Below are 16,288 nucleotides of genomic sequence, written 5' to 3' on the forward strand. Positions count from 1 at the left end.
CACGCCGGGCCTCGGACATCCGGGAGCCTCACCGCATGCGACTTCCCGCACATCGCCGGTGCGACCGCGCACCCGACCGGTCACACGAACGAGTACAGGCACGCCGCCTGATCAGCGGCGACGGGTTTCCGAACGGCACAGGACATCAGGTGGTGGTGGGCCAGGTCCGCAGCAGAGCAGCGATCTTCCCGGCGGTGCAGGCCGGGTCCAGGAGCAGGTCCTTGAGGGCGACGGCGTCCGCGCGGGCGGGCTTGACGGTGATCCCGGCGGCCTCGAGGTACATGACGCCGGTGGCGGCGGCGACGGCCAGGTTGGAGCGCTCCAGCCAGCGGCACCGGCCCAGCGTGTGCACCAGAGCGGCGGCCTTGGCGTAAGGGCCGTCGTAGACGGCCTGCTCGAACAGCTCGGCCCGGTGGCGGGCGACCGCCGAGACCGGGACGCCGTAGTCGTCGGGGGCCGGATCGTTGACCCCGGCGGCCTCGGCGACCTGCAGGACCCAGGGAACGTCGATGTACGGATCCATCAGGCCGCGCGCGCTCCCTGAGACGTGTGCCGGGCGTCTTCGGCTTCGTCGAAGAGTGCCTGGTGTTCGGTCAGGAAGCGGGCGGCGGCGTCCACCGCGCGGGCGCGCAGGCCGCTGGTGTCGTCCTGTACCAGCCGGGCGAGGTAGTCGCCGATGCTCAGTCCCAGGTCGGCGGCGCGTTTCTTGGCGAGTTCCGCGACGTCCTCGTCCACACGGGCACCCAGTTGTGTCTTTGCCATACCCGCATGGTAACAGCTGTTACCGCACCGTTCGGGCAATCGTGCCGGAGCGGCGGCCCCGCCTGAGGTCCCCCCCCCCGTTGCCCGGGGGGTGATCAGCTGGTCAGAACAGGTTGGCGGGGTTTCAGGTTCGCTCGTTCGACCGCCGGCTGCTCGATGCCCGCTGCGCTGTCTTCTTCGCGTGGGCCGCCGCGTCTGCCACCGTGCGGTCCGGGTGGTGGGCGTGCAGGGTGTCCAGGATGCGCAGCGACGTGCCCGGGTCCGCCTCGGCCAGGGCGTCGACGAGGGCTGCGGCGCCGCCGGGCCAGGCGGCGGCGGCCGTGTCGAAGGCGGGGAGCAGGGTCGTCGGCGGGGTGTCGGCCGCGGCCGGGGTGACCGTCTCGTCCGTGGCGTGCCGGCGCTTCATATGGCCGAGCATGTCGTCGGTCCAGCGCTGGTCCAGCTCTTCGACGAGCACCGTGGCGCGGGCGGTGAGGGGGACCGTGTCCTCGGGGACGGACTCCCCCCGGGCCAGCAGCAGCCCGCAGGCGGCGGCCCCGGTCACCGGGTCGGTGAGCGCGGCGCGCAGCACCGTGTCGGGGATCGCCGCGACATCGAGGCGGGCGAAGTACTCGGACGTGCGGGCGGCGTCGGCCTCGTCGGCCTTGGCCGCGGAGACGGCGTCGAGCAGTTCGCCCCATGCCTCGTCCGTTCCACCGCGGTGCGCGGCCCACGCGGCAAGCGTGGCGGCGGCGATCCGGGTGGGCCAGTGGCGGGTGGCGGCCACGGTCTCGGCCGCGTTCCACTCCGCCACGGTTTCCTGGTCGGGGGCGGCCACATGGCCGGCGGTGAGTACGTGGCGCATGACGGCGGCGCCGAGCGGGGTGAGCCCGTAGGTGTCGCCGGTACGGAAGACGCAGCCGGTGGCGGCCAGTTGGTCCACGAGCGATGCCAGTCCGCCTGCGGGGGCGTCGAGTTCGGCGCGGTCGGCGTCCGTGACGGCGGGCAGCCCGAGGAGTGCGGACAGCTCCTCGGGCGACGGGAGCGCGTAGGCGTCGGGGGCGTTGCGCGACACGGGCGTCGGAGCGTCCTCCAGTTCGGGCGGCAGACCGTCGGACTTCGCGTCGGCGATCTTGCGGGCGACCGAGTCGGGGGTGCTGCCGCGTTCGTACAGCGAGTAGAGGAGGTGCGCCGCGTCGAACGAGTACGCCTCCTGCGGGCCGGTGACCGGCGGCAGCCGTTCGGCCTGGGCGGCCAGGACGTCGGCGGCCAGCTCGAGCAGCTCCTGCGGGGTGCCCTCGGCCCACACGGCGGTGGCGGGGCCGGGCAGGCCGCAGCGTTCCGCAACGTCGCGCAGCTCGTCGTCGAAGGTCCCGGCCGCGAGCGCCGCGGGGAGCGGGGCGGCGTGCAGCAGGTCCCGGATCTCGTCGGGCGACGGGACGGCCGGCGGGGGCGGCAGCGGGACGGACGCGTCGCCGTAGTAGTCGAGGTGTTCGTCGAGCATGCGGTCGGCGAGCGTGACGTGCGGCATCGTCTCCGGGGCGGGGGCGAGTGCGGCGTGCCGGGCGGCGAACGCCTCGGCGAGTCCCGCAGCGGTCCACCGGTCGGTCAACGCATCGGCGATGCGCTCCAGTTCACTGCTGAGCGCGTCGTCGGGGCGTCGGTCGTCCAGCGGCGGTGTGGGCAGCAGCGGGCCCGCCGGTGATGCCTCGCGGGTGTCGCGGGCGAACGCGGCGAGCAGCGCCTCGCCGAGACGGATCCGCACGGCGAACGTCCGTTCCGCGAGGTCAAAACGGTGCAGCGGCTCGGGCGGGACCGGCCGGTCGGCGTGCGGTGTGTTCTCGTGGGCGTCGAGCCAGGCCCCCACGGCGGCGGGGTCGTCCGGGTCGACCCCGTCGGCGGTCAGCAGCGACGCGTACCAGCGGTGCCAGGTCAGGTTCGCCGGGTCCGCCATGGCGCGGCGGAAGCCGGGCACGGCGTCCTCGGCGGCGGCGAGCAGGCGCGCGTGACGCTTGGCGTTGAGCCGGCCCGCTGCCCGGACCCGGTCGGCGAGGGTGCCGAGGACGCCGGGCAGGGCGTCCAGCTCGTCGTCGCTGGCGCACAGCAGCTGCGGCAGGTCCTCGTGCAGCACCTGCCGCAGCAGGCCGGGGGTCGGCTCCGGCACACCCGCCCTGCGGTCCGCTCCGCGCAGCGCGAGCATCGTCAGCACAGCGTCCGTGAGGCGCACCGGCAGTGCGACGCCTCTCTCCCCCGTCGCCCAGCTGAGGAAGTCGTCGCGGCCGGTGTTCAAGGCGTTCGTACGAGTCACTCGTGGAGCGTATGAGTGCGGGCGGCCCCGGTGATCCTTCCGGGCCCGGGGTTAGCCCGATCGAGCGAGTGATACGTCTGTGCGGCCCGCTCCCCGGCACACCGGGCGGAGCGGCGACGGGGCCGGTCGGGGGACGGAACCGGCAGGGGCGGGCGAGGTGGGGCGGGTCGGGGCGGGATTCGCGTGGTGGCGCTGATGAGCCTGGACCCGACCGGCAAGAGCCGCAGGCGGGGGCCATCCTGTACAAACTGTTGTACGTACTTGCCTCCCGATCACGTAGAGGTCACTCATGCCTGCCCAGCAGCCGGGTCCTGCCGTTGCCGACGTGCCGCTCCTGGTCCCGCCACGCCACGACAGCGGTGGAACGACAAGCGCTCCCCGCGATGACGTCCCGGCTCCAGGGGAGATCGACCCATCGGTCTGGCGTGTTGTCGGTGATCCGCTGGTCGCGGCGCCCACGGGGGGCGTGTTGTCCGGCTCCCGGGTAGCGGTGAAGGACCTCTTCGCCGTCGCCGGCCATGCGATCGGGGCGGGAAATCCGGCATGGCTGCGCGAGGCGCCGATCGAGTCCGCCCACGCCGCGGCCGTCCAGGCCCTGCTGCAGGCAGGGGCGGACGTCACCGGTATCGCACGGACCGACGAGCTGGCCTACGGCCTGTCCGGGCTCAACACGCACTACGGGATGCCACCGAATCCCGCGGCGCCCGGGCGGGTCCCCGGAGGGTCCTCGAGCGGCTCGGCCAGCGCCGTCGCCCTGGGGCTGGCCGACATCGGTCTGGGCACCGACACGGCGGGCTCGGTGCGGGTGCCGACCTCCTACTGCGGGCTGTACAGCCTGCGGCCGTCACACGGTCTGGTCCCGGACACCGGCCAGATCGGTCTCGCACCCTCGTTCGACACCGTGAGCTGGATCACCCGAACACCGCAACTGCTCAGCCGGGTGTCCGACGTGCTCCTTCCGCGGCGACCCGCTCAGCCGATCAAACGGCTGCTCCTGGCCACGGACCTGTTCGACCTGGTGGACCCGGCACTGCGTCTGCCGCTGCACGACGCGGCCCACGCGTGGGCGGACCGGCTGGCCGTCCCGCTGCAGCCGAGGAGCAGCACCTGCGCCGCACATCTCGAGGAGTGGGCGGAGGCGCTGGGTGTCCTCCAGGCCGTGGAGATGTGGCAGCTGCACGGCAGCTGGCTGCAGGCGCACCGCGAGGCCGTCTCGCCCCTCGTCGCAGACGCCATCGCTGCGGGCGAGGGCATGCCGGCCGAATACCTCGCGTGGGCCCGGGACACCGTGAGCCAGGCACGGAGCACACTCGCCGAACTGATCCCGCCCGGAACCGCGCTCGTACAGCCGGCGGCCCCGACGGCGGCTCCCCCGCCCGGCCCGGCCGTCACCGGCATGGCACTGCGTACCGCGACCGTGCAGCTGATCTGCGCTGCAAGCGTGGCGGGCCTGCCGGTCCTGACCCTGCCCGGAGTGCAGAGCCCGGCCGGCCCCGTCGGGCTCAGTCTCGTCGCGACCGCCGGAAGCGATCGCGCCCTGACCGCCGCACTCGCCGATCACACCGCCGACTCCGCGGCTCTGGCACCGTCCTGACCCCGTCCTGCCCCCTGCCCGCCTCCCTGCCGGAGGCGGGAAGTGCTGCCCCGACGACCACCTCGGCCAGCAACGTCGTCCTTGCCGAGAACGTCATCCGTCCGGCCCGGCAGCCGGTACGGCAGCGCCACCGGGAACGCCCGGTCGCTCGGGCTGAACCCCACCTTCTCCTCACCGAGTTGGCGCTCCGGCACCGACAGCCGGTGGCGCAGGGTGAGGAGCTCCACGTCCGTGTCCCGATCGCTCATCGGCAGCAGGCGCAGCAGGGCGAACGCGTTCGCCCTGCCCAGGTGGGCCGGTCGCAGCAGCACGGTTGGTCATCCTGTCGCGTCGGTCGACAGCCGCGCGACGGCGCAGACCCGACCGACCGCGCTCGACACCCCGTACACCCCCACACCCACTCCGACCAGCGCGGATGAGGTCACCGGCAAGCGCAGGTCCAGGTGTCAGGCTCGCGTCTGACTCGTTGCCCCTGCCGTGGGTCGGGGAAACTTCGGCGTCCTCAAGCCCCGCAGACCCGCAGACCCGCAGACCCGCTGGGATGTTCCCCAACCGCCACTCGCGGCACTCCTGGGAACCTCCGGGGCGCCGATCGGGGCGCCGTCCGCGAGGCCACCCGAGTCCTTCAGCTCCTCGACCGCACCATTCCCGCCGGCGCCATCACCGTGACCACGGCCGACCGACTCGCCGCCATCGCCGACCACACGCTGGGCCGATGAACCCGTGCCCGGAACCGAGGAGTTGTTTTTCGACAGCCTCCCCCCGGCCCGTCAGGCGGATGCCTGTCCGCTGATTTCCGCCAGCAACTCCAGCGACCTCAGCCATGCCTTCCTGTCGATGGCCGAGGACACGATGATCAGCTCGTCCGCCTGGGCGAGCTCGGTGAAGCGGTCCAGGTAATCCCTGACCTCGGCGGGGTTGCCGACGGCGGTGTACTGGAACATGTGCAGAACCTGCTGTCCGGCGGGGGTCTCGAGGATCATGTCCGCCTCCTCCGGCGTGAACGTCCGGCCGCCTCGCCCGAGCATCTGGGTCACGCGGTGGCGCTTCGTGGCGTGGAGATGTTCCTGGGCGTCTTCCGTCGTGTCCGCCGCGATGACGTTGACGCCGGCGATGACGTACGGCTTGTCCAGTTGCGCCGACGGCTGGAATTCGCGCCGGTAGAGGGCGACGGCGTCCCGCAGTGCGTCCGGGGCGAAGTGGGAGGCGAAGGAGTACGGAAGCCCGAGTACGGCGGCGAGCTTCGCACCGAACAGGGACGAACCGAGAATGTACAACGGCACGTCGGTGCCCTTGCCCGGTGTGGCGTCGACACCTGGGATGCGGGACTCACCTGCCAGGTAGCCCTGCAGCTCCAGCACGTCCTGCGGGAAGGTGTCCGCCGACCCGGGGTCTCGGCGCAGCGCACGCATCGTCTGCTGGTCGCTGCCCGGCGCCCGGCCCAGGCCCAGGTCGATGCGGCCGGGATGCAGCGTCGCCAGGGTTCCGAACTGTTCGGCGATCGGCAGCGGTGCGTGATTGGGCAGCATGATGCCGCCGGCGCCGAGGCGGATGGTCCGCGTATGCGCGGCGATGTGCGCGATGAGCACGCTGGTCGCCGAGGACGCGATGGTCGGCATGTTGTGGTGTTCCGCGTACCAGATCCGCCGGTAGCCCCACTCCTCGGCGTGCTGGGCCATGGTCACGCTGGCCTGGAAACTGTCAGCGGCGGTTTCGCCCTCGCCGATCTGCGCCAGGTCGAGAATGGAGAGCGGGACAGTCACGGGTAGCAGACCTCTCGGAGGGACAGACACCGGTACGCGGCGCGGGCACGCCGACCGTGCCCGTATCCGGGAACACTGACGAGGCCCGGGATATTTCGGCGCCCCTGTCCACCGGCCCGCCGGGGGCATCGAGCGGTAAGCCGGTCGCTACCGCGGGGACGGTGGCGGAAAGGGGACGGTCACGTCCGGGATGCGCTCGAAGGGGACGGACAGGATGACGACGTCCTTGCCCCGGACGGCGTCCTCCGCGGTCGCCGCGCGCCCCGAATTCCCGCACGGCGGCGCCGCCGGTCTCAGGGTCCCGGGAGTTCGCCACATGCACCTCGCGTGTCCACCGGCGCCGGATGTGCGCGTCGGCGTCATCCCGATCACCCTGCGCCGATGACGCCGAGTTGCGTGTCTGTCCTTCCGCGGTTCACCGGTCTCCAACGGAGGCGGCGAGGCGCGCGGGCAGGGCCGCGAGCGCACTCCGCAGGTCCTCGAGGTGGGTGGCAGTCCGTTGCCGGAGGAAGCGGAGGGTGGTCCACTCCACCGTGGGGAGCGCGTCGCCGCCGTACCGGGGGCACCGGTACCCGGCCGAGGTCATCTCCCCCTGCGTGTGGCTGTAGGTCCGCTTCCCGTTGTCGTTCCCCGATGAAGGGCTTCCGCGCAGTCGGCAGAACCCAGAAATCCCCGTCCGCGTTCGGCCAGGTCTCACCGCGCTTCCGGCCCCGCCGCCACCGGATGACCGCTACCGGCTACCGCACCGAGATGCGCCACCGCTTCGCCATCCGGGGCCAGATCACCAGCACTGTCGGCCGGCCCGCCACGGCCTGGACCCAGGCCCGTACCGCGGGCCCCACCATGCCATGACACACCGTCAGGCACCTGCGAACCCAACAACGTGACAGCACCCGACGGTGCGGGCGCGCATCACGGTGCCGTGGACACGCCGACGGCGCCGTGACGACCGGGGTCCTGCGCCGGTGCGACCGAGACTGGTCCCGGAGCGGATGCGTCCCGTGCGCTTCGGTGGTGCACGGGAAACCGAGTCAGCCGCGGAACGCGACGACGATGGGACGGATGCCATGCCTCTCGAGGGCGAGTACGAACCCAGTCCGACACAGTGGGTGCGCGAGCAGGTGGAGCTGTACGAGAACTCCGGCGGAACGCAGGGAACGACTCTGCGGGACACCGGCCTGCCCGTAGTCCTGCTGACCAGCCGGGGCGCCAGAAGCGGCAAGCTGCGCAAGTCCCCGCTGATGCGGGTCGAGCACGAGGGGCGCTATGCGGTGGTGGCCTCACTGGGCGGAGCGCCCAGGCACCCGGTCTGGTACCACAATCTCAAGGCCCATCCGCAGGTCGAACTCCGGGACGGACCGGTGCGGCAGGACATGACAGCTCGCGAGGTGACCGGGGCGGAGAAGACCGACTGGTGGGAGCGAGCCGTCGCGGCTTTCCCTCCCTACGCCGAGTACCAGGAGAAAACGGACCGGGAGATCCCCGTGTTCGTGCTGGAGGCGAGGGAGGAGTGAAGCGACGGTGACCCGGCCGGCGGGGCGCTCGCGCGCACCGGAGACACTTTCTTCGGCCCGGTGCGCATGAACAACCACCGGCGGCTGGGCGCGCGTGCCTCAGGCTCCGCCGCGCTCCCCCTCGCGGCGGGCTCTCCCCTGCCTCCCGCGCCTCCGGGGCGTTCCGGTCGGTGACGTCGAGGAGGACCTGCGCCGCCTCGGGGACCGCGCCGCCGATGGACCGTTTGAGCGGACGGCGGCTTCCTCCACCCGCTCGCGGTCCAGGCCAGTTGCTGGACAGATGGTGCCCGGACATTCAGGGAGGCTTCTGTGCCCCGCAGTTACCCGGCCGAGTTCCGGCACAAGGTCCTCGATCTCGTCGAAGCCGACCGACCGATCCGGCAGAGCCCGCGCCCAAGCCGAAGGCTGGGCCGGTGAGATCGAAGGGCTCGACCTCACCCTCCGACTCCTCGGCGCCAAGCGCGACGACACCCACCGTCGCACCCGACGCCCCGTCGTCGACCTCGGCATCCCCACCCCAAGAACCACAGGAGCCCTACGACTGGCTGGAGCCCGTCTGGCACATGACCACAGGGCGGGCTCGTGGAGCCATAGGATCAAGAAGCTGGAACAGCTCCGGCACGGTGGCGGTCGGTCGGCCTGTCGAGCCGCGGGCGATCGCACGGAGCTGCTCGCCCCACAGTCCTGCTGCGCTCAGCGACCGAACTCATCGTCGCGGGCGTAGCGGGTGGGCGCCGCAACCAGCCGTGCCGGTGTTTGGATGAGGGCCGCGCTCGGTGGCGCCGCAGAAAGCATGGGAAGGCTGGGGCTGCCCCTGGCCGCGCAGGGCCCGGACACGGAGCGCCCTCGACCCGGTCCCGGCGTGCACCGCGCTCTGGATGCCTGACACATCTGACGCTTTTGCCATGCACCCGTTGAGCAGGTGGAGGGAAGCCCGCACGTGTCGGCGGGCGTCCGATGGGAGCCCGCGCATGCGGGCGGGCGGGGAAAAGAACGATGACGTATCGACGTGCGCTCGCGCCCGCGGTCGTCGGGGCGCTCTTGCCGGCGGGGCTGCTGCGGTGGGCGGGGAGCAGTGCCCACGCACTCAGCCCGCCCGGCGCCACCCACCTCCTGCGCGCCCTGCTCGTTCTGACGAATCTCGAAGTCAACCACCGACAAACGATCTACATCTCAGACCATCGCCCACGACCAGCGTGAGCACCCCGGAAGACGCTCATACCAGCCCTTTGACCTGCGATTTCAAGTTGGCGGAGGCTCAGTGCGGTCGCCTGTCCGGCGGTTTACATGTCGCTGAACAGATGGGCCCCGTCCAGCGGCCCATGCGCCTGGGCAGGCGGTGAGCGTGCTGGGATCGTTCCTCCTCAACACCTGTCTCACCTGCCTCACCTGCCTCACCTGCCGGACCGAACCGACCTGGCAGGCGTTCGTCCGTTACCCGCTGTCGCAGCGGCGCCGGCCTCTCGGCCGCCGGTGGACTGCTCCACTTCGCCGTCGACCATTTGGGCACGGACAAGAATATTGCCGCCCTGGCTGCGGGAACCCTCGTCACACCGTTGTCCTCCTGCTCACCCGGTGGGCCATCACCTCCAAGACGGCGTCGCACGACAGGTGCCGGACGATTTCGGACAGCGTGCGGACGAGTCCGACGCCGCCTGAGGACCGCCGTCACCCCGGACGGTGGTCGGTTTGCCCGACCGATCGATGAAAGGCAGTACCACGCATGGTCTTCGACGGGCCCGGAACCACGGACCCCGAGCAGTCGAACAAGGCCGGTGAGCCCACCCGGAGACAACGCACCCGACCCGAACGACCGTGGGCGCAGCACTGGGCTGCGGTTTTCTCCCTGGTGCCTCTCGGGCTGCTCGCCGCGGCCATGTGGTTCGGGCGCTGGGTCCGGCCCAGTGGGGATGAGTGGTGCTTTTTGCCCGTGGTGCGCGACGGCGGTCTCACCGGCATGCTCGAAAAGTTCTACGTCCATGACAACGGGCGGGTCGCGAATGCCCTGCTGGTCTGGGCCTACGCGCGTTTCGGTGTTCCCGGACACCAGTGGTTCGCGCTGATCAGCGGCCTCGTGGTGGTGGGCGTCCTGTGGGCCGTGACCCTCGCGGCCGCGCGCCGGGCCGGCGTGACTGTGCCACGGGGGGTGCCGCTCCTGGTGGCGTCCATGGTGACGGTCCTCTTCCTCTTCGCGTCCCCCAACACCTACAAGACCTTCTATTGGCCGGCGGCCTCGGTCTCGCACACCCTGGCACCCGTGCTGGCCGGCGCGGCGGTGATCCCGTTGCTCCGAGCGCGATCACGCACGACGAAGATCACTGCGCTGCTCGTCGTCTTCCTGACCGGCGTCTTCATCGGCACCCTCTCGGAGCAGAGCTCCGTCTGCGTGCTGGTCCTCCTGAGCGGCGTGCTGCTCCTCGGCCGCTGGATCGTCCCCGGACCCCGGCGAAGCTACGTACGGCTCTGGTGTCTCGTGGGAACCGCGGGAACGGTGATCGGTACCTTGGTGCTCGTCACGTCTCCGGGGTCACGCAACCGACGGCATGGTCGCGATGCGGGGATGGCGTCCCTACTCGCTCCCGAATCCCTGATCGGGGCCGCCAAGGGCTTCGTCCGAATCCTCGAAACCCTCCTCACCACCTGGCCGTACGCGGGGGCGGTCGCGGTCGGCATCCTGCTGGGCGCGCTCGCCACGAGGGCGGGCAGCGGCACAGCCCCGTTGGTGAAACACCTCTTGCTGACGAACGCCGCCATCCTCGCGTTCCTGCTCTCCGGCTACCTCTGCACCCTCGCCGCCTATCCCGTCTTCGGCCCGGCAGTGGCGACCTCCACCCGGTTGTGGAACGACTTCCGGTTCCTCTACATCCTGCTGCTCCTCGGCATCGGCGTGCTCCTGGGGCACCGACTGCGACGACGTACCCTGCACCCCGTGGCTCTGGTGGTGGCCGGCACGGCCGTCTGCGGCCTGGTGTGCGTCGTGTCCGCTCTCTCCCTCCACCAGCTTGAACACACCATGCGGATGCGAGCACATCAATGGGACCGCCAGGACCAGTGGCTCCGCACCCAGGCGGAGCGTGGTGCCCGGGAACTGCCGTACCGGCCCACACCGATCAGCAAGATGACGGAGCCCTTGGACGGGGGCTGGCCCAGCCGCTGTGTGGCGAGGTACTACCACCTGGATCGCATCACCCCCGCACGGGTGTTCCCCTGGCAGTGACGCCTTCCTCGGCCACAGCCCCGCGGGGAGCACGGACCGAACCGGAGCGGAGTACCGTGAAGCGGAAGGCGAGCGACAGGGACCGCCCGGTCGCCCCGGCCCAGGCGGCTGTCCGGGGCAGGTCAGGAGCAGCCTTCACCGTGCCGGACGGGATCACCGATGTCCACGACATGGCCGCGGGACTGGTGGGACAGGGCGTGGCTGTCCCGGGTCCGCTCCAGGCCACTACGTCCGGGGCCACCGGTGAGAAGTCTCCCGGGCCGCAGGCCCTTTGTCCGATACGGCTGCTCCCCTGCTCGGGGGCGGGGCCCGGCTGGCCTCCTGGGTTCCCGTCCGCGTAGGAGGTGCACCCGATATGGATGCGGAACGTGCCCGTCGCATGGTGGAACTGCTGCGTGCCCGTGGTGTGATGGCCCATCTCGTGGAGGCAGGAGTCTACGAGTTCGGAATCCGCGTGGTCCTCGATGAGGGGGTCGAAGCACTCTGGGACATCGGCGGAGTGGCGGGGCTGGATGCGGAGATCGTCGACGAGGGGGTCCTCATCGGCTTCGTCCCCCATGTCCCCGGCTCCGAGAACTACACCGAACAGCAACTCGTGGACAGCATCGCGACAACGGACTACTCGTTGGAAGGACTGCACCCACCGACAGACGGCCCACCCGGTGCACCTCCTCCCGAGCCGGGTTCCCCAGCCGGTGGTGACCTCCCGTACCCCGATGCGCCGCCCCCGGGGGCGCCCCCAATCCGCCGCGACCAGCGCCGTGCCCACTGGATCCGGCGGGGCCGGCGATGACGGTGCCCGAGAGGGGTGACCACAGGACCGTTCCGGGCCGGCCTGCGCAGGAGTGGGACGCTCCGGTCGTTGTCCGTACCTCCAGGCTGACGAAGGGGTACCCGGACACGGACCTCCTGGCTGTTGACGGGACCGGACGCACCGTGCGGCGGGGTGAGGTCCTCAGCCCGTGGGGCCAACGGCGTCGGCAGGACCACTCGGGGAGCCGTCGCACCGCTGCATCGATGGCCCAGCGGCTACCGCACAGTCGGCCTTGAGGCGGACGTACCGGAGGAGAACCCCGCCGCCGTCGTCGTCGAAGGAGAAATCGTCGGCTCTTCAACGGGCTGTTCCGGCTTCTTTCCGTCGTGCGGCAGTGACGGGCCGACGGGGACCCGGCGTGACCGGGGCCGGCTTCGGCTCGGCCGGCCGGTCGGCGCATGCACGTCCGTCTCAGGCCGAGCCGTAGACCTCGCGCACGTTGTCACGGGGTGCCGGCCTGGTCCCGGCGGCCGGTCCCTCCGCGAAGGCCCGGAGCAGGTTCTCGGTGGTACGGGTCACGAAGGCTCCGGTGCGCGCGTCCATGCCGTGGTTGCGGCCGTTCTCCCCCGTCCCGGCCATCAGGCCCTCGACCCATCGCATCGTCCCGGACGCGAAGACCCCGGCCCCGCTCGGCATCGTGTAGTACGCCGAATCGGAGTGGCTTCTCCTCCCGTTGCAGACCAGCGGGGAGTGGGCGACGATCTCGATCGGCGCGTCCGGAAGCGATCCCGGGGTGACACGGTCGTATTCGACGCCGACGAGATGGGTGAAGGAGTCACCCCGCTTGACTCCGGTGCCCGCGAAGAGCCAGTGATCGGCGTTGTGGACGACATAGGGGGCGTTCACGGGATAGCCCTCGTAGAGGACTCCCGTCAAGGACGATTCCGGGTCGGGCTCGGGTGCCTGGCGGAAGTCGGTGGTCACCAGGGCGCCGTGGCGGGGATACAGGGGATCGTGGCGGTGGTCGGTCTTGTAGCAGACCACGGTGCGGTCCCCTTCCTCGAGCCTGATCCGTCGAAAGCAGGTGTTCGCGCCGAGGAAGGCCAGATTGGTTCCGGCGTCGCGGGCCCGGGTCATGGACTGCCGCTGCTGGGGTGTCCAGTATTCGTCGTGGCCGAGCGTGACCGCGGACACGACACCCCGCAGCACCGCCGGGTCTCGGTGGATGTCGACGCCGGTGGTGTACGCCAGCGGTATGCCCAGCCGCTCCGCGAGGACGACCACGGCCCGCTCGTGCACCAGGAACTTCTCGGCTCCGTCGCTGTCGTAGGGCCGGGCGAAGGAGACGGCCAGGGCACGCATTCCGTACGACCCGTCGTCGCCCTCGTAAAGGCTGTAGCCGCCCCACAGGTTGTACGCCTGCCAGGTCGCCGGCGCATGGATCAGCAGGGTCCTCCCCCTGGCGGTCGCCGAGCGGACGATCAGAGGGACGTACCGCTGGTGGCCGCTCGAAGCGTCCAGCCGCAGCAGGTAGGCGCCCTCCGGCCAGCCCTCGGTGCGCACCTCGGCCGTCCGCTCCCATCCGGCTCGCACCGTACGCGTGGCGGAGAGCAGGTGCGACGCAGCCTGGACCCGGCCGTCCATCGTTTCGGAGCGCCAGACCAGCCTGGCCTGTGCACCGCCGTACCAGCCGACCCGGTACGCCGAAACGCGGAAAACGGGGGAGGTGGTCGAGACGTACAGCCCGAACCCTTCTCCCGGCAGGACACTCGACTTGTCGGTGTAGCCGACGACGTCCTCGGGCCGGCCCGTCGCGCGCAGACGCCAGTCGGGGTCGCCATGCCGGGAACGCTCGGACGGCCCGGTCGAAGCCCCGGGATCCCCGCCCGCCGGTGCGTCGCAGCCGCTCAGCGCCGTACCGGCGGCGCAGGCACCTGCCCCGGCGACGGCTCCCAGAAAACGTCTGCGACTCAGCGCGGTCCCGGGACTGTCGGCCTCGTCTTCGAGGTGCTCCGTATTTCCGTCCATACCGTCCATACCGTCCGTCGCGTCCGTCGCGTCCGTCGAACCGCCCAGAGAGACGTGCACAGATCCGTACCACGTGCGTGAAGGGCTGTGCTCTTGTCGCCATCGTGGACGAGTCCACGACCTCCGGCATTTCCATGGACCCGAAAGCTCCCAGGACGGTCGGCATCGCGACTGCGGCATATGTCGCTGCTCCCCCGGGCCGGTACGCCGTCACGGGGTGCCGATCGGCCCGACTGCTCAGACCCTTGTGGGCGCGGTGCTCGGCCGAGGGCATGGCCTCGCGGTGCGCCGCTGTTCCGCCCTTCGTCGAGCGTTGCCGACGTGGTCAGATTTTCCGGAGCGAACGGTGCGGTGCGGTCAGCGGAAGACGCCGGTGTGGCCGAGCGAGTAACGGCCGGGCTGCGGGAAGACAGCCAGCCCGTGAGGTCCGTCGCCGACCGGGATCCTGGCCAACTGCTTGCCGCTGATGGTGTCGATCGCGTACACCTCGGCGTCGTAACGCCCGGACAGCCACAGCACCTTGCCGTCCGCGGACACTCCGCCCATGTCGGGGCTGCCACCGTCGGGCAGGTGCCACTTCTCGGTCAGCTTGTCGGCTGCGAAGTCGAAGACGGAGACCGATCCCTCGTCCCGGTTGGTGACGTACATCCGTCTGGAGTCGCGGCTGATGTAGAGCCCGTGGCAGCCCTTGCCAGTGGGCAGCAGTTTCGGGGCGGTGAACTTCTCGGCGTCGAGCACCCACATGCCGTGCGCCATCATGTCGGCGATGTAGAAGGTCTTGCCGTCCGGCGAGAGCTTGACGTCCTGTGGCATCGCACCCTTCATCGGCAGCTTCTGCTGCCCTACGACCTTCATCTTCTCCGTGTCGACCTTGAGGAGTTCGCCGGAGAACTCGCAGGAGACGATGAAGTACCGTCCGTCCGCCGTGAAGTCGGCATGGTTGACACCCGCGCAGCTCACCGGGACGGTCTTGGCCCGCTCCATGGTCTTCGGGTCACGGAAAACCAGTTCACGGTCCATCGAGGCCATGACGACGGCGTACTTGCCGTTCGGGGTGAAGTAGAGGTTGTACGGGTCGGAGACCTTTACGGTGCGGCCGGTCTTCCCGGTGGCCGGGTCGATGGCAGTGAGGCTGTCTCCGCGGTTGTTGTTGACCCAAAGGGTCTTCATGTCCCAGGACGGGACGACATGCTGCGGCTGGTTGCCGACGGGGAGGGTCTCGATGACCTTGTACGTCGACGGGTCGATCACCGACACCGTGTGGGAGCCGTTGTTGGGGACGTACACCCGGGACGGGAAGTCTTTGACCGCCGGTGCGAGCTTTCCCGCCCGGTCGGCCGCGTAGATGTCCTTCGGGTCGAGCACGGGTGGCATCCCGGGCAGTCCCTGCGGGGGATCGGCCCGCCCGGGCTCGGTCAGCGCCGTGGCCTCGGTGCGGGACTGCGCGGGTCGGCCTTCGTCGCCGGCGCAGGCGGCCAGTGCGGCGACGAGCACGCCCGCGAGCAGGGCGGTGGCGGTGGTGTGCGGGGAGGGAAGCATCAGGTCAGCAACTCCGTGGTCGTCACCGCGCGCAGTCGGCGCCGGCTGATTTCGGTGAGCAGGAGGGGCAGTGCGGCAACCGTGTCCGGGTAGCCGAAGTGCAGGCTGACCACGGACCCGTTACGCAGTTCGCCGGCGACCTTGCGGGTGACGGCGGTGACGCCCGGAGAGGTGAAGTCGAGGGAGTCCACGTCGTAGGAGAGGAGGTGCGGGTAACCGGCCCGGACGGCGAGGCGCTGGACGAGCGGGGTGGCGTACCGGGTGCGCGACGGGCGGAACCAGGTGCCGATGGAGCCGGTGAGGCGGCGCAGGCGTTCGGCACAGCCGATGATCTCGGCGTACGCCCGCGTCTCGTCCATCGTGGAGATGTCGAGGTGGTTCTGGGTGTGGTTGCCGAGGTCGTGGCCACCGTCGAGGATCCGGCGGGCCATGGCGGGGTGGTCGTCGAGCCAGCTGCCGACGGCCAGGACGGTGAGCCGGGCTCCGGTCCGTTCGGCTTCGGCGAGGACGGTGCCGGCGAGGGCGGGGTCGCCCTGGCCGTGGAAGGTGAGGGCGACGCGGGCACGGTCACGGGGGCCGTACTCGATCTGGACCGGGCGGCCGGGGAAGCGGCGGGGCCCCTGTGCGGGGCGTACGGCACCCGGGGCTTTCCGCGCACCAGGAGGCGGGGCATCGTGGACAGGGGAGGCAGGGGCGGTACCACGGTTGTCCGTACAGCCTGCGGTGAGTACGCCTGCCAGGAGCGCCCCGGCGCCCGAGCGCAGCGCGCTGCGGCGGTGCACCGGTGTCTCGCGACCGTTCATGCGCATACCGTAAGGCGGAATCATCGG

14 protein-coding genes and 1 pseudogene are annotated in these 16,288 nt (G+C 71.0%); 6 read left to right on the plus strand and 9 right to left on the minus strand.

Translation table 11 applies throughout. The features are described from left to right. Positions 1-145 precede the first annotated feature (145 nt). From PYS65_RS01950 to PYS65_RS01960, 3 genes are all read right to left on the minus strand, one after another. On the minus strand, positions 146-523 hold the full coding sequence (locus PYS65_RS01950; RefSeq protein ID WP_279331954.1) for a fic family toxin-antitoxin system, toxin component: 378 nt from the start codon (positions 521-523) through the stop codon (positions 146-148). Next, entirely contained in the window at positions 523-762 is a 240-nt protein-coding gene (locus tag PYS65_RS01955) for a hypothetical protein (RefSeq protein ID WP_279331955.1), read from the minus strand. Before PYS65_RS01955 ends, PYS65_RS01950 begins: the two co-directional genes overlap by 1 nt. A gap of 124 nt (positions 763-886) precedes the next feature. Continuing rightward, the gene (locus tag PYS65_RS01960) at positions 887-3,049 is read right to left on the minus strand and encodes a hypothetical protein (protein ID WP_279331956.1); all 2,163 of its coding nucleotides are present in this window, start codon (positions 3,047-3,049) and stop codon (positions 887-889) included. Between the two features lie 289 nt (positions 3,050-3,338). On the opposite strand from PYS65_RS01960, the gene PYS65_RS01965 reads away from it, so the two are divergent. Further along, complete coding sequence (locus PYS65_RS01965; protein WP_279331957.1) at positions 3,339-4,643, plus strand: amidase family protein; 1,305 nt, start codon at positions 3,339-3,341, stop codon at positions 4,641-4,643. Here PYS65_RS01965 and PYS65_RS01970 read toward each other — a convergent pair. The 3 genes from PYS65_RS01970 to PYS65_RS35020 all read right to left on the minus strand — a co-directional run bounded on the left by PYS65_RS01970 (position 4,607) and on the right by PYS65_RS35020 (position 6,769). Further along, positions 4,607-4,954: a hypothetical protein gene (locus PYS65_RS01970; RefSeq protein WP_279331958.1), complete on the minus strand. Its 348-nt coding sequence runs from the start codon at positions 4,952-4,954 to the stop codon at positions 4,607-4,609. The genes PYS65_RS01965 and PYS65_RS01970 overlap by 37 nt on opposite strands. Before the next feature lie 459 nt (positions 4,955-5,413). Beyond that, positions 5,414-6,406, minus strand: a complete 993-nt coding sequence (locus PYS65_RS01975) for an LLM class flavin-dependent oxidoreductase (protein ID WP_279331959.1) — start codon at positions 6,404-6,406, stop codon at positions 5,414-5,416. A 147-nt stretch (positions 6,407-6,553) separates the two neighbouring features. Next, the gene (locus PYS65_RS35020) at positions 6,554-6,769 is read right to left on the minus strand and encodes an NAD(P)-binding domain-containing protein (protein ID WP_423836063.1); all 216 of its coding nucleotides are present in this window, start codon (positions 6,767-6,769) and stop codon (positions 6,554-6,556) included. Between the two features lie 170 nt (positions 6,770-6,939). Between PYS65_RS35020 and PYS65_RS35025 the strand changes: the two are divergent. From PYS65_RS35025 to PYS65_RS02005, 5 genes and pseudogenes are all read left to right on the plus strand, one after another. Further along, positions 6,940-7,011, plus strand: a pseudogene (locus PYS65_RS35025) (IS6 family transposase); the annotation flags it as partial. Positions 7,012-7,039: 28 nt separating this feature from the next. Continuing rightward, positions 7,040-7,258, plus strand: a complete 219-nt coding sequence (locus PYS65_RS01985) for a hypothetical protein (protein WP_341483650.1) — start codon at positions 7,040-7,042, stop codon at positions 7,256-7,258. 215 nt (positions 7,259-7,473) lie between these two features. Then, positions 7,474-7,920 carry a nitroreductase family deazaflavin-dependent oxidoreductase gene (locus PYS65_RS01990; RefSeq protein WP_279331961.1) on the plus strand — a complete coding sequence of 149 codons (447 nt, stop codon included), beginning with the start codon at positions 7,474-7,476 and terminating at the stop codon, positions 7,918-7,920. A gap of 1,723 nt (positions 7,921-9,643) precedes the next feature. Beyond that, complete coding sequence (locus tag PYS65_RS02000; protein WP_279331962.1) at positions 9,644-11,137, plus strand: DUF6056 family protein; 1,494 nt, start codon at positions 9,644-9,646, stop codon at positions 11,135-11,137. A gap of 355 nt (positions 11,138-11,492) precedes the next feature. Next, positions 11,493-11,930 (plus strand): hypothetical protein, encoded by a 438-nt coding sequence (locus PYS65_RS02005; protein WP_279331963.1) that lies wholly within the window; start codon positions 11,493-11,495, stop codon positions 11,928-11,930. 432 nt (positions 11,931-12,362) lie between these two features. On the opposite strand, the gene PYS65_RS02010 is transcribed toward PYS65_RS02005, so the two are convergent. The 3 genes from PYS65_RS02010 to PYS65_RS02020 form a co-directional block, all read right to left on the minus strand. After that, positions 12,363-13,919 carry a N,N-dimethylformamidase beta subunit family domain-containing protein gene (locus PYS65_RS02010; RefSeq protein WP_279331964.1) on the minus strand — a complete coding sequence of 519 codons (1,557 nt, stop codon included), beginning with the start codon at positions 13,917-13,919 and terminating at the stop codon, positions 12,363-12,365. Between the two features lie 357 nt (positions 13,920-14,276). Further along, the gene (locus tag PYS65_RS02015; RefSeq protein WP_279331965.1) at positions 14,277-15,458 is read right to left on the minus strand and encodes a YncE family protein; all 1,182 of its coding nucleotides are present in this window, start codon (positions 15,456-15,458) and stop codon (positions 14,277-14,279) included. After that, positions 15,458-16,261, minus strand: a complete 804-nt coding sequence (locus tag PYS65_RS02020; RefSeq protein WP_279331966.1) for a polysaccharide deacetylase family protein — start codon at positions 16,259-16,261, stop codon at positions 15,458-15,460. The genes PYS65_RS02015 and PYS65_RS02020 overlap by 1 nt, the downstream gene beginning before the upstream one ends. Positions 16,262-16,288: the final 27 nt, after the last annotated feature.

Source organism: Streptomyces cathayae, from assembly GCF_029760955.1.
Lineage (GTDB): Bacteria > Actinomycetota > Actinomycetes > Streptomycetales > Streptomycetaceae > Streptomyces > Streptomyces cathayae.

What these genes read in the sequence shown, in the direction of transcription:
- PYS65_RS01950 (WP_279331954.1), bottom strand. Translation starts at nt 523, where the DNA reads ATGGATCCGTACATCGACGTTCCCTGGGTCCTGCAGGTCGCCGAGGCC.
- PYS65_RS01955 (WP_279331955.1), bottom strand. Translation starts at nt 762, where the DNA reads ATGGCAAAGACACAACTGGGTGCCCGTGTGGACGAGGACGTCGCGGAA.
- PYS65_RS01965 (WP_279331957.1), top strand. Translation starts at nt 3,339, where the DNA reads ATGCCTGCCCAGCAGCCGGGTCCTGCCGTTGCCGACGTGCCGCTCCTG.
- PYS65_RS35020 (WP_423836063.1), bottom strand. Translation starts at nt 6,769, where the DNA reads ATGACGCCGACGCGCACATCCGGCGCCGGTGGACACGCGAGGTGCATG.
- PYS65_RS01985 (WP_341483650.1), top strand. Translation starts at nt 7,040, where the DNA reads ATGAAGGGCTTCCGCGCAGTCGGCAGAACCCAGAAATCCCCGTCCGCG.
- PYS65_RS01990 (WP_279331961.1), top strand. Translation starts at nt 7,474, where the DNA reads ATGCCTCTCGAGGGCGAGTACGAACCCAGTCCGACACAGTGGGTGCGC.
- PYS65_RS02000 (WP_279331962.1), top strand. Translation starts at nt 9,644, where the DNA reads ATGGTCTTCGACGGGCCCGGAACCACGGACCCCGAGCAGTCGAACAAG.
- PYS65_RS02005 (WP_279331963.1), top strand. Translation starts at nt 11,493, where the DNA reads ATGGATGCGGAACGTGCCCGTCGCATGGTGGAACTGCTGCGTGCCCGT.
- PYS65_RS02010 (WP_279331964.1), bottom strand. Translation starts at nt 13,919, where the DNA reads ATGGACGGAAATACGGAGCACCTCGAAGACGAGGCCGACAGTCCCGGG.
- PYS65_RS02015 (WP_279331965.1), bottom strand. Translation starts at nt 15,458, where the DNA reads ATGCTTCCCTCCCCGCACACCACCGCCACCGCCCTGCTCGCGGGCGTG.
- PYS65_RS02020 (WP_279331966.1), bottom strand. Translation starts at nt 16,261, where the DNA reads ATGAACGGTCGCGAGACACCGGTGCACCGCCGCAGCGCGCTGCGCTCG.